This window comes from Catenulispora sp. EB89 (assembly GCF_041261445.1).
In the GTDB taxonomy this organism is placed as follows: Bacteria; Actinomycetota; Actinomycetes; order Streptomycetales; family Catenulisporaceae; genus Catenulispora.
Map to the genome: position 1 here is coordinate 188,328 of NZ_JBGCCU010000010.1, position 20,953 is coordinate 209,280.

Here is a 20,953-nt window from a genome sequence, read left to right on the forward strand (position 1 = left end):
GAGAAACTTTCTCTTCATACTAGCGAAAGCTTTCTGTCTCTCAAGTCCCCATGCTCACCTTGGAGTTCTCATGCGGCTTGCTGTCTTCTCCAGAACCCGATGGCGGTCCGGCGTGACCATCGTCGGCCTCGCCGGCCTGCTGTTCGCCGGCGTCTCCGCGGCCGCGCTCCCGGCGAACGCCGCGACCGCCTCGCAGGGCACTGCCGCGCCGTCGAACGCCGCGACGCGGTTCGTCGCCGACATGCAGCCCGGCTACAACATCGGAAACACCCTCGACGCCATTCCCACCGAGACCTCCTGGGGCAACCCGCCGATCACTCAGGCGCTGCTCCAGAAGATCAAGTCGCTCGGCTACAAGAGCGTGCGGCTGCCGGTGACCTGGAGCGGGCACGAGGGCGCCGCCCCCGACTACACGATCGACCCCACCTGGATGGCCCGGGTCAAGCAGGTGGTGGACTGGGCGCGCGCCGACGGCCTGACCGTGGTGGTCAACGTGCACCACGACTCGTGGCAGTGGATCACGAACATGCCCACCGACCCGACCGTGCGGCCGCACTACGACGCGGTCTGGACGCAGATCGCGACCGCGCTCAAGGACGAGCCGCGCTCGGTGGTCTTCGAGGCCGACAACGAGCAGTCGTTCTCCGGCGTCACCGACGCCCAGGGCGAGACGCTGCTGAACCAGCTCCAGACGGACTTCTTCACCATCGTGCGAGCCTCCGGCGGCGCGAACGCCAAGCGCTACCTGATGCTCTCGACGCTCGGCGACACCGCCAGCAAGCCGCTGGACGACGCCCTGGCCACCGAGATCGCCTCGCTGAACGACCCGAACCTGATCGCGTCGTTCCACTACTACGGCTACTGGCCGTTCGGCGTGAACATCGCCGGCGTCGATACTTTCGACGCCACCTCGCAGCAGAACGTCCTCGACGCCTTCAACCTGATGCACGACGAGTTCGTGGCCAAGGGCATCCCGGTCTACGCCGGCGAAGTCGGCCTGTACAACGACTACAAGGGCTTCGGCGGCCTCGAGACCGGCGAGATGCTGAAGTACTACGAGCTGCTCGGCTACGAGGCGCGGACCACCGGCATCACCCTGAGCTACTGGGACGACGGCGGCCGCATCCTGGACCGCAACACCCTGCAGCTGATCGAGCCGGCGACGTACGACGCGGCGAAGTCGAGCTGGAAGACCCGGTCGGGGACCGCGTCCAACGACACGGTGTACGTGCCCAAGGCCGCTCCGGTCGCCGACCAGAGCCTGACGCTCACCCTGAACGGCCTGCGCTTCACCGGGCTCTACGACGGGACCAAGCGGCTGCGCGAAGGCTGTGACTACACCGTCAGCGGCACCCAGCTCACGCTCAAGGCCGCGCTGCTGACCAAGCTGACCACGCAGGCGAACCAGGCCGGCGCCCCGGCCTACGGCATCGACGCGACGCTGTCGGCGCACTTCTCCCGGGGCCTGCCGTGGCAGGTCAACGTCGTGACCAACGCCCAGCCCGCGCTGACGGCGGCGACCGCGACGGTCGGCACGGCGAGCGCCTTCACCATCCCCACGCAGTTCAACGGCGACACGCTGTCCATGATGCAGTCCGTCTACGCCGACGGCACCAACGCCGGCCAGGCCACGTGGACCGCGTACCAGGCGTACGGCACCTCGTTCTCGCCCGACTACGCGAACAACGGCATCGTTCTGCCGTCCGCCTACCTGGCCTCGCTCACCGACGGCAAGCGCGTGACGCTCACGTTCCACTTCTGGAGCGGCGCCACCGCGACGTACTACCTGACCAAGTCCGGCAGCACCGTCACCGGAACGCTGTCCTGACCCACCCCGAGCCACCGCGCGCGTCTGGAGCTGAGGACAGGCGCGCGCCCGGACCACACGGCGCGGCTCACCGAGTTCTTCGCCGACCCCGAGGGGTTGGGGATGCCGGACGTCGGGATCGAGGATCGGGTGATTCCGGGGACGCGCGGCGATCGCGCGGTGAAGTGCGGCACGCCCTGGTGTGGGTGCACGGCGGCGGATTCACCGGCGGCGATCTCGAAGGGCCGGCGGGCTCCGGACCGGCTGTTGCTGGCCTACCCTTTCGTCCACTTCCCGCACCTCAACCGATCGCACGCTTGGGTTCTTCGCCTGGGCGCTCGACGGCCGCTGCCGTGAAGAAGACTACTGATTTCGCGCGGGTCAGGCCGGTTCCTCGACCTTGTGCCGGGTCGCGACCACGACTGCCGCGCCGCCGATCGCCAGCGCCGCGAGCACCGCGGCGAACACCGAGGCGCTGGTGCTGAGGCCGACCGCGTCGCTGAGGTAGCCGGCCGCGACCGGCAGGGTTCCGGCGGCGAGGTAGCCGCCGACGTTCAGGGCCGCGTTGGCCTCGGCCAGGCGGTGCGCCGGGATGGTGGCGTTCAGCAGGGACAGGCCGGCGAGCTGGCCCAGGCCCTGGCCGACGCCGGCCAGGACGGCGGCGGTGAACAGCAGTGGTGCCGAGCCGGCGGTGACCGCGCCCGCCAGGGCGGCCATCGCCAGCGTCGTGGCGCCGAGGCTGACCAGCAGGATGCGGCGGCGGCTGAGGCGGTGGACGGCGAACTGCGCTCCGGTCGCGGCGGCGAACATCACGAACGCGGTGCAGCCGGCGAGGATGCGGCTGCCGGAGTGCAGGAGGTTCGCCAGTAGGGAGGGGCCGAGGGAGAGGACGAAGGAGGTCGCGGTGATGCCGGGGGCGAAGGCGGCGACGCCGTGCAGCAGCGGCAGGCGGCCGTGGGGTGGGACCGAGGGGATGCGGATCCAGCTGCCGGCTGTGGTGTGCGCGGTGCTGCTGTGGGCGCTCTCAGTGCTCGCGGCGCGCGCGGGCCGGGGGAGCGGGAGGCGCAGCACCGCGGCGAGCGCCGTCAGCAGCAGCGCCGCCTCCACCGCGAAGACGGTGACCGTCGGCCCGGCGACGGTCTGCGCCAGGATCCCGGCCGCCAGCGGGCCCAGCCCCGCGCCGAACACCATCGCGCACGAGGCGAGCAGCGCGCCCTGGCGGCGGCGTTCGGGCCCGGCGACGTCCGACACCGCGGCCATCCCGGCGCTGACCACGGCGCCGACCGCGAAGCCGGTGAACAGGCGGGCGACCATGAGCGCGGTCACGGAGGTGGCCGTGCCGAAGACCAGGCAGGCGGCGAGCGCCAGGAGCAGGGCCGGTATCAGGACCGCCTTGCGTCCCAGCCGGTCCGAGGCGACGCCGCTGACCAGGAGCGATGCCAACAGGCCGACGATGTAGAAGGCGAAGATGACGGTGAGCGTGCCCTTGGAGAAGCCCATGGAGCGCTGCCAGAGCACGTAGAGCGGGGTCGCGGCGTTCGACAGGACGAACACCGCGGTGATCGGCCAGGCGGCGGTCAGGATCGAGCGGACCGATGCCGCGGCGGCGCGTTCGGGCCGCTGCCGGGACCGGCACGCGGCGGTGGAGAGGACGTCAGCCATCGGGTTTACCCCCGGAGATAGTACGAGTTTTTTCGAACAGGCGACACTGTACGATAGAACTCGTACTGAGAGCGAGGAGGTCGCCGTGACAGGCACCAAGGCACGCGCCGCGAGGCAGGCGCCCGGCACGCCATCCGAGGCCGCGCCCCGGTTCGCGACGTTCCCGGCCGCCCCCGACACGCCCGAGCCGCTCGCCGAGCCGGCGCGCGACGACATCCGGTTGGAGCAGGTGATGGCGGCACTGTCGGACCCGCTGCGCCTGACGATCGTCCAGCGCCTGCTGCTGGACGCCGAGGCCTTCGACCACACCTGCGGCTGGTTCGGCTTCGACCGTCCGAAGTCCTCGCTGACGCACCATTTCAAGGTGCTGCGCGAGGCGGGGATTACGCGGCAGCGCCAGTACGGGCTGGAGCGGCGCAGCCAGGTGCGGATCGAGGACTTGGAAGAGCGGTTCCCGGGGCTGCTGGACCTGGTGGCGGACTGGGAGCCGCAGGAGATCTAGCGGGGCCGAGCGGTTACCAGAGCCCGACGGGCTCTCGTCCGGCCGCTCGAAGCAGGATGCTCCGCATGGAGCCCATCCCGTACTTGTCGACGTCGCTGGAGAAGTCGGCTACCTCCAGGAGGAGCGGCCGGATGTCGACACCGGTGTCCCGTGCCTGTTCGCAGAGACCGTTCAGGGTGACCATCATGTCCCGTGTGTCGCCGCCGTGATCCTTGACGGACATCTCCAGCAGCTGCTGACGGAAGCCTTGGGGCGTGGGTTCGAAGGGTAGCGTCGTGGCCCAGCAGAACGAGTGATACCGCTCCAGAAGCGCGCGCAACAAGGCCCGGACCTGCTCGGGGCCCTCCACGTAGGAAGAGAGCACGTCCCGCAGTGCCGCCTCAGCCGCCGGACGGATCCCCGCCTCGTCCAGTGGATGCGGGCCTTCCCGCATCTTCCGCACCCAGTCGGGGTCGGTGAGGTCCACCGGCCGCGTGGCGATGGGCTCGACGCAGGCGTCGAGCACTGCGATCCATTCCTCAAGCTCCGCCAGTTCGTTCATAGCGTCATTCTCCTAGCGTGTCGACGCGACGACGGGCCCTGATATAAGGTGTCATCGAAGCGACGACAAGCAGTGGCGTCGCTGAAAGGATGACGTCATTGCGAGACGCAGATCTCCGCCATGCCACAGCACCGGCGGACGTGTTCGACACCGATGCGGCCCTCGGCGAGATCACGCAGGCGATGCAAGCCGTGCAGGTACCCGATGGTACGCCGACAGCGCTGAACGCGAACCAAGCGCTGGCCGCACTGACGCTGCTCCGTGAGCTGCGCGCGCAGCTGGCAGGCTGGGAACCTGAGCTGATCGAGGCCGCCCGCGCCCTCGGCACCAGCTGGGCCGACCTGGCCCCGGCCCTGGGCGTGGCCAGCCGCCAGGCCGCGGAGCGCCGTTACCTGCGGCTGCGGCCTTCTCCGGACGGCGCGGCGGGGACCGGTGAGCAGCGGGTCAGTGCCGAGCGGGACAAGCGTGCCGGGGACAAGGCGGTGGCGACCTGGGCCCGGGGCAACGCCGCCGACCTGCGGCAGCTGGCCGGGCAGATCGGGGCCCTGGACGACCTCGGCACCGGCGCCGCCGGCGACCTGGCCGCGCTGCGCAACGCCCTGAGCCACGACGACCCGGCCGACCTGCTCGGCCCGCTGGCCGATGCCCGTACGCACCTGCAGGTGGGCCACCCCGTGCTCGCCGAGCAAGTCGGCGCCGTGGGCCGCAGCACTGAGGAGGTGCGGGCCGCCTCTGATCAGGCCCGTCGGCTCACCCCGCCGTGAAATATAGACGGCAAAATACCGACAGCGAATCAACGACACCCCATAAGGAGAACGCCCGGTGGCCAGCAGCACCGAGACCCTGGAGTTCCAGGCTGAGACCCGCCAGCTGTTGCAGCTGGTGATCCATTCGATCTACTCGAACAAGGACATCTTCCTGCGGGAGCTGATCTCCAACGCCTCCGACGCCTTGGACAAGCTCCGCCTGGAGTCGCTGGTCGACTCCGACCTCGATGCCGACACCTCCGACCCGCACATCACGCTGGAGGTCGATCGGGACGCGGGCACCCTGACCGTGCGGGACAACGGCATCGGCATGGCCCGCGAGGAAGTGGTGGAGCTGATCGGCACCATCGCCAAATCCGGGACGGCGAGCCTGCTGGAGAAGGTCAAGGCCGCCCAGGACGCTGAGGCCGCGCAGAGCCTGATCGGGCAGTTCGGCGTCGGGTTCTACTCGGCGTTCATGGTCGCCGACAAGGTCACGCTGCGCACCCGCCGCGCCGGCACCACCGAGGGCACGCTGTGGGAGTCCGACGGCGAGGGCACCTACGACATCTCCACAGCCGCCGACCTGCCGGTCGGCACCGAGGTCACGCTGCACCTGAAGACCGCCGACGGCGAGGACGGCCTGGCCGACTACCTGGCCGACTGGAAGATCCGCGCCATCGTGAAGCAGTACTCGGACTTCATCCGCTGGCCCATCCGCATGGCGGTCGAACGCGGCGCCGAAGACGGCGTGACCATCACCGAGATGGAAACGCTGAACTCGATGAAGGCGCTGTGGGCCAGGGCCCGTGCCGAGGTGTCCGAGGCCGAGTACCACGAGTTCTACAAGCAGATCAGCCACGACTGGACCGACCCCGCCGAGATCATCCACATGCGCTCGGAGGGCACCTTCGCCTACGACGCGCTGCTGTTCATCCCCTCCCAGGCCCCCTTCGACTTGTTCGCCAGGGAAACCAAGCGCGGGGTGCAGCTGTACGTCAAGCGGGTGTTCATCATGGACGACTGCGAAGCCCTGGTGCCGAACTACCTGCGCTTCGTCAAGGGCGTGGTGGACGCCCACGACCTGTCGCTGAACATCTCCCGCGAGATCCTGCAGCACGACCGGCACATCCGCGGGGTGCGCCGCCGCCTGGTCAAAAAAGTCCTCGGCACGATCAAGGACATGCAGGCGAACAACGCCGAGGGCTACACCAAACTGTGGGACCAGTTCGGCCGGGTGCTCAAGGAAGGCCTGATCGAAGACACCGACAACACCGAGACCCTGCTGGAGCTGATCTCCGCCGACTCCACCCACGACCCCGAGAAGACCACCACCCTGCGCGAATACGTGGCCCGGATGAGGGACGGCCAGGACGCCATCTACTACCTCACCGGCGCGACCCGCACCGCGGTGGAGAACTCCCCGCACATGGAAGCCTTCACCGCCAAGGGCTACGAGGTCCTGATCCTCACCGACCCGGTCGACGAAGTCTGGGTCGACCAGATCACCGAATTCGACGGCCACCGCTTCCAGTCCATCGCCAAAGGCCAGGTGGACTTGGACGCCGACACCGACGAGGGCGACGGCGAGGAGAAGAGCAAGCGCGAGGCCGACTTCGCCGCCCTGCTGCCCTGGCTGGCCGCGACGCTCGGGGAGCACGTCAAGGCGGCCCGGCTGTCCTCCCGGCTCACCACCTCGGCGGCCTGCGTCGTCGGCGACACCGGTGACATGACGCCGATGCTGGAGAAGATGTACCGGGCCATGGGCCAGCAGATGCCCCCGGTGAAGCGCATCCTGGAGATCAACCCCGACCACCCGCTGATCAGCGGCCTGCGAACGGCGCACGAGAAGAACCCCGACGACTCGGCTCTGCCCGAGCTCGCCGAGATCATCCTGGGCACCGCGCTGCTCGCCGAAGGCGGCGACCTGCCGGATCCGGCGCGGTTCGCCCGGCAGCTCACCGAGCGGCTCAGCCGGAGTCTGTGAACTGACCGTCAGGGGCACGGCCGGCGGACAGCCGGTTGTGCCCCGCACTGTTTCGCCGTACCGGGCTGCGCTCGCCCGCGCCCGCCCCCCCCCACATTCGCACACGTCACCTCCCGGCGGTCGACCATCTCGTCGAACCGGTTCGTCAGAACCTAGGGTGCTGATTCCCGCCTGTCAACGCCTCCGGCCGACCGAGCCACCGGCGGTCCACCAGCGAGGCAGCTCGGCCGTCGTTCACATGATTGACACACGAAGCCGACGCGCCTACTCTCGCTTCAACTCGCCGGTCGAACCGGTTCGATATTCGACACCACCCCGCCTCAACCCGCCTCGCCCTGCCCCACCTCGTCCCTCGGCGCCATCGGAGAATCGCGTGAACATCGGTGAGATCGCTCGTCGTGCGGGAGTCTCCCGCAGCACGGTGTCCTACGCGCTGTCCGGGAAGCGGTCGATCTCGCCCGAGACCCGGGCGCGGATCCAGGCGGTGATCGACGAGCTCGACTACCAGCCCAGCGCCACCGCGCGGGCGCTGTCCTCCGGCCAGACCCACACCCTGGGCCTGGTGTTCCCGCCGGCCAGCAGCCACTACACCGACATGCAGTTGGACTTCATCGGCTCGCTGGTCGAGGCGGCCGCCGGGTTCGGGTACGACGTGCTGCTGGCCGCGTCGGTCGGCGACGACGAGCGGGGGCTGCGGCGCCTGGTCGCCGAGCGGCGGGTGGACGGCGCGGTCCTGATGGAGATCCGGCTCGACGACGCGCGGGTCGACTACCTGGCCGAGGCCGGGTTCCCGTTCGTCACCATCGGCCGCACCGGCAAGCCCGACCACACCCGGTGGGTCGACATGGACTACACCGCGTTGGTCAGGTCGTGTGTGCAGCACCTGGCGCACCTCGGCCACCGGCGCGTCGCCTTCGTCAACCGCTCGGAGCGGCTGTTCCGGGCCGGATACGAGTCCGCGCACCGCAGCCTGACCGGGTTCGAGGACGCCTGCCAGGAGCAGGGCGTCGTCGGCACGGCCTACCTGTGCGGCGACGACGCGGCCTCCGGGGAGGACACCGTCGGCCGCGTCCTGGCCGCCGACCCGGACACCACCGCCCTGGTCACGGTGAACGAGGCGGCGCTCGGCGGTCTCTACCGGGGCCTGGCCGCACACGGCCGCAAGGTCCCGCTGGACTTCTCCGTCACCGGAATCGCCCTGAGCCGCTGGGCCACGGCGGTCACGCCGCAGCTGACCGCGGCCGACGTCTCGGCCGCGGAAATGGGCCGGGTCGCGGTGGAACTGCTCCTGGAACTGCTCGCCACCCCCGACGCGCCGCCCCGGCACGTCCTGCTCGCACCACCGGTCTCCCTGCGCGCGAGCACCGGGCCCGTCCCCGTGTCAGAGCACTGACACCGCACTGACAGTCATCCGGCAGGCGACCGTCAGCCAGTGTCTCAGACAACTGACACCGGGCGTTCTCCCGGCACTCGCGCGACCCAGAAATCCCATCCTCCGCACGGCAATGCGGAGTCCATCAGCCGCCTGGTGGCGGCGGATCGAAAGGGAACGACTATGAAATCACAGTCCATGACCCGGCGGCTCGCCGCGGTCGGATTGGCCTTGGCGGTCACCGGCGCGGCCGCGGCTTGCTCGGCGTCCAAGAGCTCCACCGGCGCCGGGGGTTCCGGCTCCGGGTCCGGCGGCGCGGCGGCCGGCGGGACCTTCACCGTCTGGGACCCCTACCCGCAGTTCGACAGCGGCTCGGCCTGGTCCCAGCTGCTGACCAAGTGCGGCACCCAGGCCGGGGTGACGGTCAAGCGCACGGGCTTCGACACCACCGACCTGACCACCAAGGTGCTGCTGGCCGCGCAGCAGGGCAGCTCCCCGGACGTGCTGATCGTCGACAACCCGGTGGTCTCCACGCTCGCCGACGCCGGCGTCATCACCGACACCGGCACCACGCACCTGGACACCTCCGGCGTCGCGCCGAACCTGCTGGCGGCCGGACAGCTGGCGGGCAAGACCTACGGCGTCCCGATCGGCGCCAACACCCTGGCGCTGTACTACAACAAGGCGGTGCTGACAGCGGCCGGCGTGGACATCGCCTCGGTGAAGGACTGGTCCTCGCTGACGGCGGCGCTGGCGAAGGTCCACGCGGCCGGCAAGAAGGGCATCACGTTCTCGGCGATCGGCACCGAGGAGGGCAGCTTCCAGTTCCTGCCGTGGTTCTGGGGCGCCGGGGCGAATCTGAAGCAGCTCGACTCCTCGCAGGGCGTGGCGGCGCTGTCGCTGTGGACCGGCTGGCTGAAGCAGGGCTACGCGCCGAACTCGGTCATCAACAACACTCAGACGACCAGCTGGCAGGAGTTCGCCACCGGCCAGTACGCGTTCAGCGAGAACGGCACCTGGCAGCTGGCCAACGCCAAGAAGGCGGGGTTCGACTACGGCATCATCCCGATCCCGGCGATGAACGGCGGAACCGCCGCGGCGCCGACGGGCGGGGAGTTCGTCACCATCCCGGTCCAGGACAAGACCGACCGCTACAGCACCTCGCAGAAGCTCGTGGCCTGTCTGACCAGCGCCGACAACGCGCAGGTCACGGACACCACGCTGTCCTACGTCGCCGCCACCCCGGCGGTGCAGGCCAAGCAGGTCGCGGCCGACCCCGACCTGCAGCCGTGGATCGCCGCGGTCGCCGCCGCCAAGGGCCGCACCAGCGACGACCTGGGGACGAAGTACCCGAAGATCTCGCAGCCGATGTGGACCGCGGTGCAGGCGGCGCTCAGCGGCTCGGCCTCCCCGCAGGCCGCGCTGACCACCGCACAGAACGCCGCCGCCGCGGCGACCAAGTGACGCCGGACATCGAAGGCACGTGCTCATGAACTCCACGACGCCACTGAATTCCGCGGCACAGCCTGGCGCGCGGGCCGTGCGGGATACCAAGGGCGTGCCGGGCGCGCGCGGGGCGGTTCTCACCGCCCCGCGCCGCGGCCCCGCCTCCGGTCCCCGCCTGACCTCCGCGAACTGGGCGGGCTGGGCGTTCCTCGCCCCGGTCGCGGTCTACCTGGTGGCCTTCTACGCCTACCCGATGTACCGCAACATCGAGCTCAGCCTGCACCACTACACGGTGCGCTCGTTCGTCCACGGCGGCGCCCCGTTCACCGGCCTGGACAACTATCGCAGTGTCCTGAGCGACCCCGCCTTCGGTCCGGCGCTGATCCACACGCTGGTGTTCACCGGGGTGTCGATCCTGTTCCAGTTCTGGATCGGCATGGGGCTGGCGGTGTTCTTCACCCGGCACTTCCGGCTGTCGGCGACGCTGCGCGCGCTGTTCCTGGTGCCGTGGCTGCTGCCGCTGATCGTGTCGGCCTCGACCTGGTCGTGGATGCTCAACAGCGACTCCGGCGTTGTCAACCAGGTGCTGCACAGCGTCGGGATCGCCCCGATCGACTGGCTGACGTCCCCGAAGTGGTCGCTGGCCTCGGTGATCATCGCGAACGTCTGGATCGGCATCCCGTTCAACCTGGTCATGCTCTACAGCGGTATGCAGGCGATCTCCCCGGAGCTGTACGAAGCCGCCGAGCTGGACGGCGCGAGCGCCTGGCAGCGGTTCTGGAAGGTGACGTTCCCGCTGCTGCGCCCGGTCGCGGCGATCACGCTGCTGCTCGGGCTGGTCTACACCCTGAAGGTCTTCGACATCATCTGGATCATGACGAAGGGCGGCCCGGCCGGCTCCTCGGCGACCTTCGCGACGTGGTCCTACCAGCTGGGGTTCGGCAACCTGCTGCCGGAGTTCGGGCCCGGCGCGGCGGTCGGCAACCTGCTGGTCGTGATGGCGCTGGCCTTCGGCCTGGTCTACATCCGGGCCCAGCGCAAGCAGCGGGAGGCGTGATGCGCACTCTTCGACGTCCCCGTACGACCTGGTGGAAGACCGGCGTCGGCCTGGTGCTGACCGCGCTGATGCTGTTCCCCGTCTACTGGATGGTCAACGAGTCCCTGACCCGCGACCAGGACATGCGCAAGACCCCGCCGAACTGGTTCCCGGTCCACGGCACCCTCGACGGATACCGCGCGGTGCTGCACCAGCAGCTGCCGTATCTGGGCACGAGTCTGTTCATCGGCCTGGGGACGGTGGTCCTGACCGTGGCGGTCGCGGCGCCGGCCGGCTACTCGCTGGCCAAGCTCCGGCCGCGCGGCGGCGGCGTGCTCAGCTTCGCGCTGCTGATCGCGCAGATGATCCCCGGCATCATCATGGCGATGGGCTTCTACGCCATCTACCTGAACCTGGGCCTGCTCGGCAGCGTGCCGGGGCTGATCGTGGCCGACTCCACGATCGCGGTCCCGTTCGGCACGCTGGTGTTCGCGGCCTTCATGTCGGGCATCCCGGGGGAGTTGCTGCAAGCGGCCAAGACCGACGGCGCCGGGCAGCTGCGCACGTTCTGGTCGATCGTCATGCCGGTCAGCCGCAACGCCGTCGTGACCGTGTCGCTGTTCGCCTTCCTGTGGGCGTGGTCGGACTTCATGTTCGCCAACACCCTCGACAGCGAAGGCGGCGCGCAGCCGATCACCCTGGGCATCTACCACTACATCGGCAACAACAACCAGCAGTGGAACGCCATCATGGCCACCGCGGTCGTGGCGTCGGTCCCGGCCACCGTCCTGCTCGTCGTCGCCCAGCGGTATGTCGCCGCCGGCGTGACCGCGGGAGCGGTCAAGGACTAGCAGGGCCAGCAGGATCCAGCCCGCCGACGCAGCCGTCCGCACCCCGTACACAGAAAGACCACTATGACCATCGCCGGTGCCCTTCCGATGTTCGACGTCCGCGACATCCCCTTCAGCCACCACGGGTCCTGGTTCGGCATCTCGCCGGTGATCGCCGAGGCGACCTACGCCGAGGACCTGCACCTCGTCTCGCACCAGAACGGACTGCACGCGGTTCTGTGCTTCACGCCGACCGATCCGTCCGGCTCCCGCGTCGAGGCGGCCGTCGCCGCCACACCGGCCCGGCTCGACTGGGCGTGGCAGGGCTCTGTGATCGAGCTCGGCTACGAGACCGACGACACGGTGCGGGTACGCGGCGACGGCACGGGCCTGGGCCTGCGCCTGAGCGCCGCCGATCCGAAGCTCACGCCGTTCAGCGGGCCCTACTTCTATCGCGATCCGGTCGACGGGTCCTACATCTATACGCTCTACCAGACCGGACGCCGTTATCGGATCACCGTGCTGTCGGGGGAGCCTGTCGAAGTCTTCGGCGAGCAGGCTCTGGGGACTGCCGATCGAGGTCTGCTTCTCCCCGCCGACCGGGCCTGGGAGATCGCCGTCGAGGAGTTCGACAGCGCCCGGCCGCGCTACCGCCGGGGTGTGGCTTTCGACGGCGTCGTGAAGGCTGCCGCGACACGGTTCGCAGAGTTCGTGGACGCGATCGCGCCGTGGCGCAGCGCCGAGACCCCGGCCGCGGAATTGGCCGCGTACGTCCTGTGGTCGGCGACGGTCCGGCCGGCCGGATTCCTGTCCCGGCCCGGCGTCCTGATGTCCAAGCACTGGATGGACAAGGTCTGGAGCTGGGACCACTGCTTCAACGCGATAGCCCTGGCCGCCGGCGCGCCGGAGCTGGCATGGAGCCAGTTCCAGATCCCGTTCGACCACCAGGACGAGAGCGGTGCGCTGCCGGACTCGGTGACCCACTCCGAAGTCCTCTACAACTACGTCAAGCCGCCGATCCACGGCTGGGCCCTGGGGCATCTGCGCGCGAGCCTTCCCCGCGAACTGAGCCGGGCCGAGGTCGTGGACGTCTATGGCAAGCTCTCGGCGTGGACGCGCTTCTGGCTGTCCGCACGCCGCGTCCCCGGCCAGGCGCTGCCGCACTACCAACACGGCAACGACAGCGGCTGGGACAACGCGACCACGTTCGACGCCGACCGCGTCGTCCAGACCTCGGATCTGGCGGCCTTCCTGATCCTGCAGCTCGACCGGCTCGCCGCACTCGCCTCGGAGCTGGACCTCGCCGAGGACGCCGAGGCCTGGAATCGCCATCGCGAAGAAGTGAGCACCGCGATGCTGAAGGAGCTGTGGCGCGACGGCCGGTTCGTCGCGCGCGGCGCCGCGACCGGACGGGCCACCGCCAGCACCAGCCTGCTGGACCTGATGGCGATCGTCCTCGGCGACGCCCTGCCCGGGGGCGTCCGGGACACGCTGGCCCGCGACATCGAAGCGCACCTCACGCAGTACGGCCCCGCCACCGAACAACTCTCGTCGGAGCACTACGAGGCCGACGGCTACTGGCGCGGCCCGATCTGGGCCCCGTCGACCGTGCTGATCGAGGACGGTCTGCGCCGCGCCGGCTTCGCCGAGCTCGCCGACGAGGTGAGCAGCCGCTTCCGCGCGCTGTGCGAGAAGTCCGGCTTCGCAGAGAACTTCGACGCCCTGTCCGGCACCGGCCTGCGCGACCGCGCCTATACCTGGACGGCCAGCGCCTATCTGATCCTTGCTGCCGCCTCCGAGTCGCGGAAGCAGGGTTAGTCATTGGTCTGAAACTTTCGCCAACGAACTCTCGTGGTCGGTGTAGGTTCCAAGGTAGAGGAGCCATCACCCTGTAAGAGTACGAAACATTAGTTGACCGCCTCTTATCAGGATCATACTATCCGGTCGAACTCCCGCCACGAATCGGTTCGATGGAGTGTGAGAGATGAGAAAGCGCAGAGCCGCCTTCGGGCCGGCCGCACTCGCCGTGCTTGTGGTCGCCTTGCTCAGTGCCCTGGTGACCTACGGAAGCTTCAGCGCGGCTGCGGCCTCGTCGCCGGGGGCGGCACTCGCCGCACCCGCCGCGGCGTCCGCCGGATGCGGCAAGACCCCGACCCTGGCCAGCGGTACGCACACGATCCAGAGCAGCGGCCAGACCCGCAGCTACATCCTGCGGTTGCCCACCGGCTACGACAGTGGCCACCCCTACCGGTTGGTCTTCGGGTTCCACTGGCTCGGCGGGACGATGAACGATGTCGACTCCGGCGGGACCGACGGCTACAACTGGTCCTACTACGGCCTGCGGAAGCTGGCCGACGCCGCCGGGAACGGCACCATCTTCGTCGCGCCGCAAGGCAACAACAACGGCTGGGCCAACCCGGGCGGCCAGGACGTGACGTTCGTCGACGACATGCTCAACCAGTTCCAGTCGGGGCTCTGCATCGACACCGGGCAGATCTTCTCCGCCGGCTTCAGCTACGGGGCCGCGATGACCTACGAGCTGGCGTGTTCGCGGCCGACGGTGTTCCGTGCGGTCGCCGTCTACTCCGGCGCGAACCTGAGTGGATGCGACGGCGGTACGCAGCCGGTGGCCTACGTCGGCCTGCACGGCATCCGGGACAACGTGCTGCCGATCGCGGACGGCCGGGCGCTGCGTGACACTTTCGTGCGCAACAATCAGTGCACGCCGCAGAATCCGCCGGAGCCTGCGTACGGCAGTCTGACGCACATCGTCACCGCGTACTCCGGATGTAAGCCCGGGTATCCGGTGGTGTGGGCCGCGTTCGACGGAGCCGGGCACGATCCCGGGCCCATCGACGGCAGTACCGGCGACGGCTGGCATACCTGGACCTCGGGCGTGGTCTGGAACTTCTTCACCCAGTTCCAGTCCGGACCGCCGCCGACCTCGTCGAGCAGCACGCCGAGCACCACCCCGAGCACCACTCCGTCCAGCAACCCGTCCAGCAACCCGTCCAGCAACCCGTCCAGCAACCCGTCCAGCAACCCGTCCAGCAACCCGCCGCCGCCCGGCGCGTGCAGTGCCACCTACCAGACGACCAACTCCTGGCCGGGAGGCTTCCAGGGACAGGTCACGGTGACCGCCGGCAGCGCGGCGATCAGCGACTGGACGGTCCGCTGGACGCTCGCCAACGGCCAGACCATCTCCCAGGTCTGGAGCGGCACGCTCACCACGAGCGGTTCGTCCGTGTCGGTCGCCAACGCCGCCTACAACGGCGCGCTCCAACCGTCCGCGTCGACGTCTTTCGGCTTCCTGGCCGACGGCATGCCGTCCACCCCGACGTTGACCTGCACCAGTCCGTGAGCCGCCGCGACTGACGCGGAACAGCACCGCTTCCATCACCGCCACCGGCATCGGACGGCCACCTGTCCGATGCCGGTGTTACCGGTCGTCCTGCTAGGCTGGCGTTCCGCAAAGCGGTTGAACGTTCATCAACTTTCCCCCGGTTCATCTCCCTGAGAGGCTTCCTCGCGAAGATGGTCTTCGACGACGCGTCGGCGGAGTTCCACGACTTCTTCGAGCGCCACTACGCGGAGCTGAGCCGGCTGGCCTTCCTGCTGACCGGCGAGTCGGAGGGCGCGGACGACCTCGCCGCGGACGCCATGCTCGCGCTGTGGCACCGGTGGGACCGGCTGCGCGCGGCGGACCATCCGGTCGCCTACGCGCGCGGCGTCGTGGCGAACCTGGCGCGCAACCGCACCCGCCGCGCCATCCGCGAACGCAGCCGCATCCGGCTGCTCTGGGCCGGCCGGACCGAGCGGGTCGAGGAACCGGACGTCGCCGGCGGCGTGGACGTCCGCGCCGCGCTGGCACGGCTGCCCTTCCGCAAGCGTTCCTGCGTGGTCCTGCGGCATGCTTTCGATCTGTCGGAGAAGGAGACCGCGGAAGCGCTCGGGATATCGGTCGGTACGGTGAAGAGCCAGACGTCGAAGGGTATGGCCGAGCTCCGCCGGCTGCTCGGCGTCCAGGCGGCCGGAGATCTGGCGGAAGGGGGATTCAGTGGACGACACTCGCAAGCATCTGCGCCAGGCCGCTGAGGCCCACCAGCCGGACCGGGAGGCGATGCTGGCCCGGATCGAGCAGGGCATGGCCGCCGGACCGCACGCCGATCGGGCCGAGCGGGCGGATCGGGCCCGGCTGTACCGGCGGCGCCGGCAGGCCTCGTGGCTCAAGGTGGCGCTCGTCGGGTTCGCCGGCGTCGGCGTGCTCGGCCTCGGCGGTCTCGCCCTGGCGGCCGGCGTGCGCCAGGCTGCCCCCGAGCACCCGCCGCCGGTGACCGTGACGCCGACCGCCCCGGCCACCACGCAGCCCCACGCCTCGGCCACGACGCAGCCGCCGACGTCCCCCGAGCCGTCCACGCCGCACCGCTCGTCCCCGCCGAGCGTCGACGGACTGAACGGACTGATCACGGCGCGCGCGAGCGTCGACGCGCACAGCACCGTCTACTGGTCCCAGAACGACCTGACCCTCGACGTCGCCCAACCGCTGAGCGCGCTGACCGTGGAACTGCGGATCGCACAGACCGGCGGCGTGCAGAGCACCGGGGACTGGCGGACGGCGCCGCCGGAGGACTTCACGGTCACCGTGACGCCCTCCGACGGCTACCTGGTCTACCGCTGGACCCTCAAGCCCGGCCACACGATCCCGGCGGCGCGGGAGATCTTCGCCGCGCAGTTCAACCACGCGACCGGCAAGCGTGACGCGAGCAGGGACACCTTCCTCATCGACGCGACCGCGGGCGGCCGGACCGGAGAGATCCGCGGGGGCTTCGCAGACAGCAACTGAAAGCTCCAGCGACCGGAAGGGCTCGGATTCACAGCACGTCCAGCGGCTCGTCGCATACTCCCGGCGGACGACTTCGGATGGCTCCGGTACTCCCCGGGGCCGACGCGCCGCAGATCAGTGACATCCGTGGGCTGATTCGGACGCGGGGGTGTGGAACATAGCGTCGATCCCATGAAACGCAATCGCCGTATCAGCGCTGTGACAGTCCTGGCGCTCTCCACCCTGGTCACCGGGACCGGCGCCGGGTTCGCCGCCACGGCCACACCGTCGGCCACACCGGTGGCCACGCACACGCTCGACTCCGCACCGGCCGCGGCCACCGCGCCCGCGCGCTCCTTCCAAGGCACGCTCCCCGCGCCGACCGGCCCCTACGCCGCCGGCGAGGACGTCATCCACCTCACCGACTGGGACCGTCTCGATCCGTGGGTGCCCTCGTCCGGGCCCCGTCAACTGGCCGTCACGATGGTCTACCCGGCCGTGCCCGGGACCGGGACTCCGGCCCCCTATATGACCCTCGCCGAGGCAGCCGGGCACATCCAGCAGGACAAGATACCGGCGAGCTCCGGCATCACCCCGCAGAACGTCTCCAGCATCACCACTCACGCCTTCGACGGCGCGCGGCCGCAGCGCGGCAAGTATCCGCTGGTGGTCCTCTCACCCGGATTCGGGGACCCGCGCATGGTGCTCACCTCGCTGGCGACCGACCTGGCCAGCCACGGCTACGTCGTCGCGCTCGTCGGTGACACCCACGGGGACAGCGGCGAGACGCTGGCGAACGGCCAGACGCCGCCGTGCGCGATCTGCGACGACCCGAGCCTCGACATGGACACGGTCACCGCCAGCCGCGCGCTGGACGTGTCCTTCGTGATCGACCGGTTGACGCACGGCAATACCGCGTGGCCCCTGGCGCACCTCATCGACAAGCACGAGATCGGCATGGCCGGACACTCCATCGGCGGAGCGGCGGCCGCCACCACGATGATCGCCGACCCGCGAGTACGGGCCGGGGTGGACATGGACGGCGCCTTCTACCCGGTCCCGACGCCCGGCCAGATCAACCGGCCGTTCCTCATGCTGGGCAGGGCCGGCGTCCACTCGGCCGGCGGTGGCGACCCCACGTGGGGGCAGACCTGGACCGCCCTCGGCGGCTCCAAGAAGTGGCTGGCGGTCACCGGCGCCGATCACCCCAGCTTCACCGACGTGGACCTGCTTGAGCAGGAGGCCGGGTTCCCGACGCCGCCCCTGGACCCCACACGGGGAATCGCGATCACCCGCGAGTACGTGACGGCGTTCTTCGACCAGACGCTGAAGAGGATCCACAGTCCGCTGCTGGACGGCCCCACGCCGAACAATCCGGAAGTGCTCTTCCAGAACTAGAACGGCGCCGCGTGATTCTTCGGGGGTTCGGCAACTCCCGAAGAATCAACGCGGTGCTGCACTGGCTCATTACCCCCGGTGCGCGGCCTTGGTGCGGCGCCGACGCGTCACCAGCACGCCGCCGGCGGCGATGACGATCACGCTGCCGATCATGGTGTACGTGATGCCGCTGCCCGCCCCGGTGAAGGCCAGCATGCCGCCGGCGTCCCCGTGCTCCTGCAAGCCGTCGGCGGCAGCCGTCGTCGATCCGCTCGAAGTCGCCGTCTTCGCCGCACCGCCGGCGACGCCTCGGTACTGCGAGCCCCCGGCGGAGGAAGAGGCATGGGATCCCGGCGCGCTCGGATGCGTCGAGTGGCCACCCGGTGCCCCGGACGACGCAGCGGTCGTGGCGCCCACCGGCCCGGCTCCCGGCGCCGACGAAGCCGCGGGGGTCGGCGGCGCGGCCTGCGCGCCGTTCGGCTTCAGCTGAAGCGTCGTGATCGAGTACGGCGGCAGCGTCTGCGCGGCCGCGGTCCCGACCGTCGCGGTCGTCAGCGCGGTCCCGCCCTTGGTGTACGACACGGTCGTGACCGCCCCCGGCGCCGGCGTGAACCCGCTGTACGCCAGCGACACCGTCGCCGGGTTCGCCGCGTCCTTGTTGATCAGCATGACGTTCAGCCCGCCGCCGGTGGTGCGCACCGCGTGCACGGCCACCGTCGCGCTGCCCGACGCCGCCTTCACCATCGTGTCGCCGGGCGCGGCCAGCGCGGTCAGCGAGCGGATGCCCCAGTACGTCGGGAAAGGCGTCTCCAGCGCCGGCTCGCACGTCCCGTTGGAGCACGTGCCGCTGGACAGGATGCCCTCGTCCTCGTAGTCGGTCTGGCCGTCGAGGGACTGCGCGGGGCCGGGGCCGTTGTGCAGGTCCCACCAGTCGACGTTGAAGACCCCGTGTTCGAACCAGGTCATGAAGGTGTCCGGCGCGTACAGCGCCGCGGCCTGGCTGGTCTTGGCCGGGGAGTTGTCGCCGTCGGTCTCGGTGACGGCGATCTGCACGGACGAGGCGCGCGCCCCCGCGTAGGTGGCGATCAGCGAGCGCAGCGTGTCCGTGATGGCCCCGATCTTCTCGGGGGTGTTCAGCAGGTCCGCCGCAGTGGCGCCGCCGGGGTAGGAGTGCACGATGACGAAGTCGATCGAGCTGCCGGCGATGGACAGCACCGTGTGGTTCCAGTCGGCGCTGTCGCCGGGGCCCTTCGTCCCGTCCGGATAGCCGCCGGGGGTGGTGAGTACCGCTCCGATCTTCACCGTCGGATCCACAGCCTTCATCGCCTTGGCATAGGCGACCAGGTTGGTGGCGTACGTGGTCGGGCTCTTGTCGGCGTGGTTGTCGGTCTCCCAGCCGCTGCCGTTGTTGTAGTGCCCGTTGCCATAGACCTCGTTGCCGATCTCCCAGTACTTCACGCCGTAGTGCTTGTCGACGTTGGCGTACCGGACCCAGCCGGCGGCCTCCTGCGCGGTGCCCGAGCCGTAGTTCGCGATCAGGATCGGCTGCGCGCCCACCGCCTTCGCGGTGGCCATGAACTGGTCGAAGCCGGTGTTGGGCAGCGTCCAGGCGTTGGGCCCGTCGAGCGTGTGGGTCTTCCAGTGGTAGCCGTCGCCGTAGGACCCGCCGGGATAGCGCAACTGCTGGATGCCGGCGGCCTTCATCAGCGACGCCGCCGCCGGATCGGTCATGTTCGGGTCGTAGACGGCCGTGTTGAGGCCGACGCCGCCGGCGGGCACCGTGCCCAGAGACGTGCCGGCGTCCACGGTGACCGTGGCGGTGGTCGCGGCGGCGGCCGGTGCGGCGTAGGCGGTGCCGGTGGTAGTCGTCAGGGCGCCGGCGACGCCCGCGGCGACGACGAGCGCGACCGCGCCCGGTATCGCGGGCTGGCGGACCAGGCCGGTTCGGATGTGGGGCCGGACGGCGGTCGGGTCGGTGGGTGACACGGGAGGGCTCCCCTTCAGGGCGGGTGGACGTACGTTCGGCCCCTTAGTGGCTTGAATCCCGCAGAAGGTTGCCGCCCCGATCGAGAAATCTTTGACGATTCATGGGATGTCGATGATCGCGGTCGATGGTGAAACTTTCGCCCGTCGCGACCTGGGCATCGGCTCTTCGAACGCTGCGATACCGCTTGTCCTGCCAGGTCATCGGCATGATCGCGAATCGCTCGGCGGGGTCGGCGCCGGGTGCGGTGTTGAGGCGCCCTGGCGTTCGTGGCAGCTTCACGCACTGGTGCGGCATGCCGACACCGCGTCGAGTGATCCCATCTCCGCCGAGGTCTTCAAGGGGCGTGTCCATGAGCCTCTTCGACCGCCGCATGGCGCTCGCCGCCGTCGTGGCGACCGGCCTGGCGGTCGCGGGCGTGGCCGTCGCGACGACCGCCGCCCGCGCCTCCGCCGGATGCCAGGTCGTCTACACCGTGTCGAGCCAGTGGTCCGGCGGGTTCAGCACGAACATCAGCGTCACCGACCAGGGGGATCCGGTGACCACCTGGCGGCTGACGTGGTCGTTCGGCGCCGGGCAGACGATCACCCAGCTGTGGAACGGGAACGTCTCCCAGTCGGGTGCGCAGGTTAGCGTCTCCAACGCCGCATACAACGGAGCCATCCCCTCCGGCGGCAGCGTGAGCCTGGGATTCAACGGGACGTGGACCGGCAGCAACCCCGTCCCCACGGACTTCGCGCTCAACGGCGTGTCCTGCGAAGGCTCGCAGCCGCCGCCGACAACTCCGAGGGCTACCAGAGCAGCGGCAACTCCAACATCACCGTCGACAATTCGGGCGGTG

At 69.8% G+C, this 20,953-nt stretch carries 17 protein-coding genes and 1 pseudogene; 14 read left to right on the forward strand and 4 right to left on the reverse strand.

All coding sequences use genetic code 11. The features are described from left to right. Nucleotides 1-112: 112 nt before the first annotated feature. On the forward strand, nt 113-1,828 hold the full coding sequence (locus tag ABH920_RS22900; protein WP_370351123.1) for a cellulase family glycosylhydrolase: 1,716 nt from the start codon (nt 113-115) through the stop codon (nt 1,826-1,828). 360 nt (nt 1,829-2,188) lie between these two features. On the opposite strand, the gene ABH920_RS22905 is transcribed toward ABH920_RS22900, so the two are convergent. Beyond that, on the reverse strand, nt 2,189-3,469 hold the full coding sequence (locus tag ABH920_RS22905) for an MFS transporter (RefSeq protein WP_370351124.1): 1,281 nt from the start codon (nt 3,467-3,469) through the stop codon (nt 2,189-2,191). A gap of 85 nt (nt 3,470-3,554) precedes the next feature. On the opposite strand from ABH920_RS22905, the gene ABH920_RS22910 reads away from it, so the two are divergent. Continuing rightward, the gene (locus ABH920_RS22910) at nt 3,555-3,971 is read left to right on the forward strand and encodes an ArsR/SmtB family transcription factor (protein WP_370351125.1); all 417 of its coding nucleotides are present in this window, start codon (nt 3,555-3,557) and stop codon (nt 3,969-3,971) included. 13 nt (nt 3,972-3,984) lie between these two features. On the opposite strand, the gene ABH920_RS22915 is transcribed toward ABH920_RS22910, so the two are convergent. Next, entirely contained in the window at nt 3,985-4,512 is a 528-nt protein-coding gene (locus ABH920_RS22915; RefSeq protein ID WP_370351126.1) for a hypothetical protein, read from the reverse strand. A 98-nt stretch (nt 4,513-4,610) separates the two neighbouring features. On the opposite strand from ABH920_RS22915, the gene ABH920_RS22920 reads away from it, so the two are divergent. From ABH920_RS22920 to ABH920_RS22970, 11 genes are all read left to right on the forward strand, one after another. Then, nucleotides 4,611-5,276, forward strand: coding sequence for an HSP18 transcriptional regulator (locus ABH920_RS22920; RefSeq protein WP_370351127.1), 666 nt, complete (start codon nt 4,611-4,613; stop codon nt 5,274-5,276). A gap of 58 nt (nt 5,277-5,334) precedes the next feature. Next, complete coding sequence (gene htpG, locus ABH920_RS22925) at nt 5,335-7,245, forward strand: molecular chaperone HtpG (protein WP_370351128.1); 1,911 nt, start codon at nt 5,335-5,337, stop codon at nt 7,243-7,245. Nucleotides 7,246-7,618: 373 nt separating this feature from the next. Further along, nucleotides 7,619-8,638, forward strand: a complete 1,020-nt coding sequence (locus tag ABH920_RS22930; RefSeq protein WP_370351129.1) for a LacI family DNA-binding transcriptional regulator — start codon at nt 7,619-7,621, stop codon at nt 8,636-8,638. A 162-nt stretch (nt 8,639-8,800) separates the two neighbouring features. Next, the gene (locus ABH920_RS22935; RefSeq protein ID WP_370351130.1) at nt 8,801-10,081 is read left to right on the forward strand and encodes an extracellular solute-binding protein; all 1,281 of its coding nucleotides are present in this window, start codon (nt 8,801-8,803) and stop codon (nt 10,079-10,081) included. Between the two features lie 25 nt (nt 10,082-10,106). Further along, nucleotides 10,107-11,120, forward strand: coding sequence for a carbohydrate ABC transporter permease (locus ABH920_RS22940; RefSeq protein WP_370351131.1), 1,014 nt, complete (start codon nt 10,107-10,109; stop codon nt 11,118-11,120). After that, the gene (locus ABH920_RS22945; protein WP_370351132.1) at nt 11,120-11,950 is read left to right on the forward strand and encodes a carbohydrate ABC transporter permease; all 831 of its coding nucleotides are present in this window, start codon (nt 11,120-11,122) and stop codon (nt 11,948-11,950) included. The genes ABH920_RS22940 and ABH920_RS22945 overlap by 1 nt, the downstream gene beginning before the upstream one ends. Nucleotides 11,951-12,013: 63 nt before the next feature. Beyond that, entirely contained in the window at nt 12,014-13,747 is a 1,734-nt protein-coding gene (locus ABH920_RS22950; protein WP_370351133.1) for an amylo-alpha-1,6-glucosidase, read from the forward strand. Nucleotides 13,748-13,913: 166 nt separating this feature from the next. Continuing rightward, the gene (locus ABH920_RS22955) at nt 13,914-15,290 is read left to right on the forward strand and encodes a cellulose binding domain-containing protein (protein ID WP_370351134.1); all 1,377 of its coding nucleotides are present in this window, start codon (nt 13,914-13,916) and stop codon (nt 15,288-15,290) included. Nucleotides 15,291-15,463: 173 nt separating this feature from the next. Then, complete coding sequence (locus tag ABH920_RS22960; protein ID WP_370351135.1) at nt 15,464-16,024, forward strand: SigE family RNA polymerase sigma factor; 561 nt, start codon at nt 15,464-15,466, stop codon at nt 16,022-16,024. Continuing rightward, nucleotides 15,987-16,772, forward strand: a complete 786-nt coding sequence (locus ABH920_RS22965; RefSeq protein ID WP_370351136.1) for a hypothetical protein — start codon at nt 15,987-15,989, stop codon at nt 16,770-16,772. Before ABH920_RS22960 ends, ABH920_RS22965 begins: the two co-directional genes overlap by 38 nt. A gap of 171 nt (nt 16,773-16,943) precedes the next feature. After that, entirely contained in the window at nt 16,944-18,149 is a 1,206-nt protein-coding gene (locus ABH920_RS22970) for an alpha/beta hydrolase family protein (RefSeq protein WP_370351137.1), read from the forward strand. A 69-nt stretch (nt 18,150-18,218) separates the two neighbouring features. Here the strand turns inward: ABH920_RS22970 and ABH920_RS22975 are convergent, their stop codons facing one another. Further along, nucleotides 18,219-20,114, reverse strand: a complete 1,896-nt coding sequence (locus ABH920_RS22975; RefSeq protein ID WP_370351138.1) for a cellulose-binding protein — start codon at nt 20,112-20,114, stop codon at nt 18,219-18,221. Nucleotides 20,115-20,157: 43 nt separating this feature from the next. Then, nucleotides 20,158-20,466: a hypothetical protein gene (locus ABH920_RS22980; RefSeq protein ID WP_370351139.1), complete on the reverse strand. Its 309-nt coding sequence runs from the start codon at nt 20,464-20,466 to the stop codon at nt 20,158-20,160. A gap of 19 nt (nt 20,467-20,485) precedes the next feature. Here ABH920_RS22980 and ABH920_RS22985 point away from each other — a divergent pair. Further along, nucleotides 20,486-20,809: pseudogene (locus ABH920_RS22985) on the forward strand (cellulose binding domain-containing protein); the annotation flags it as partial. Nucleotides 20,810-20,953 lie beyond the last annotated feature (144 nt).

Excerpts from the sequence above, each read along its gene's own strand:
- ABH920_RS22905 (WP_370351124.1), bottom strand. The coding sequence starts at position 3,469 with ATGGCTGACGTCCTCTCCACCGCCGCGTGCCGGTCCCGGCAGCGGCCC.
- ABH920_RS22980 (WP_370351139.1), bottom strand. The coding sequence starts at position 20,466 with ATGGACACGCCCCTTGAAGACCTCGGCGGAGATGGGATCACTCGACGC.
- ABH920_RS22955 (WP_370351134.1), top strand. The coding sequence starts at position 13,914 with ATGAGAAAGCGCAGAGCCGCCTTCGGGCCGGCCGCACTCGCCGTGCTT.
- ABH920_RS22915 (WP_370351126.1), bottom strand. The coding sequence starts at position 4,512 with ATGAACGAACTGGCGGAGCTTGAGGAATGGATCGCAGTGCTCGACGCC.
- ABH920_RS22950 (WP_370351133.1), top strand. The coding sequence starts at position 12,014 with ATGACCATCGCCGGTGCCCTTCCGATGTTCGACGTCCGCGACATCCCC.
- ABH920_RS22940 (WP_370351131.1), top strand. The coding sequence starts at position 10,107 with ATGAACTCCACGACGCCACTGAATTCCGCGGCACAGCCTGGCGCGCGG.
- ABH920_RS22935 (WP_370351130.1), top strand. The coding sequence starts at position 8,801 with ATGAAATCACAGTCCATGACCCGGCGGCTCGCCGCGGTCGGATTGGCC.
- ABH920_RS22970 (WP_370351137.1), top strand. The coding sequence starts at position 16,944 with ATGAAACGCAATCGCCGTATCAGCGCTGTGACAGTCCTGGCGCTCTCC.
- ABH920_RS22960 (WP_370351135.1), top strand. The coding sequence starts at position 15,464 with ATGGTCTTCGACGACGCGTCGGCGGAGTTCCACGACTTCTTCGAGCGC.
- ABH920_RS22945 (WP_370351132.1), top strand. The coding sequence starts at position 11,120 with ATGCGCACTCTTCGACGTCCCCGTACGACCTGGTGGAAGACCGGCGTC.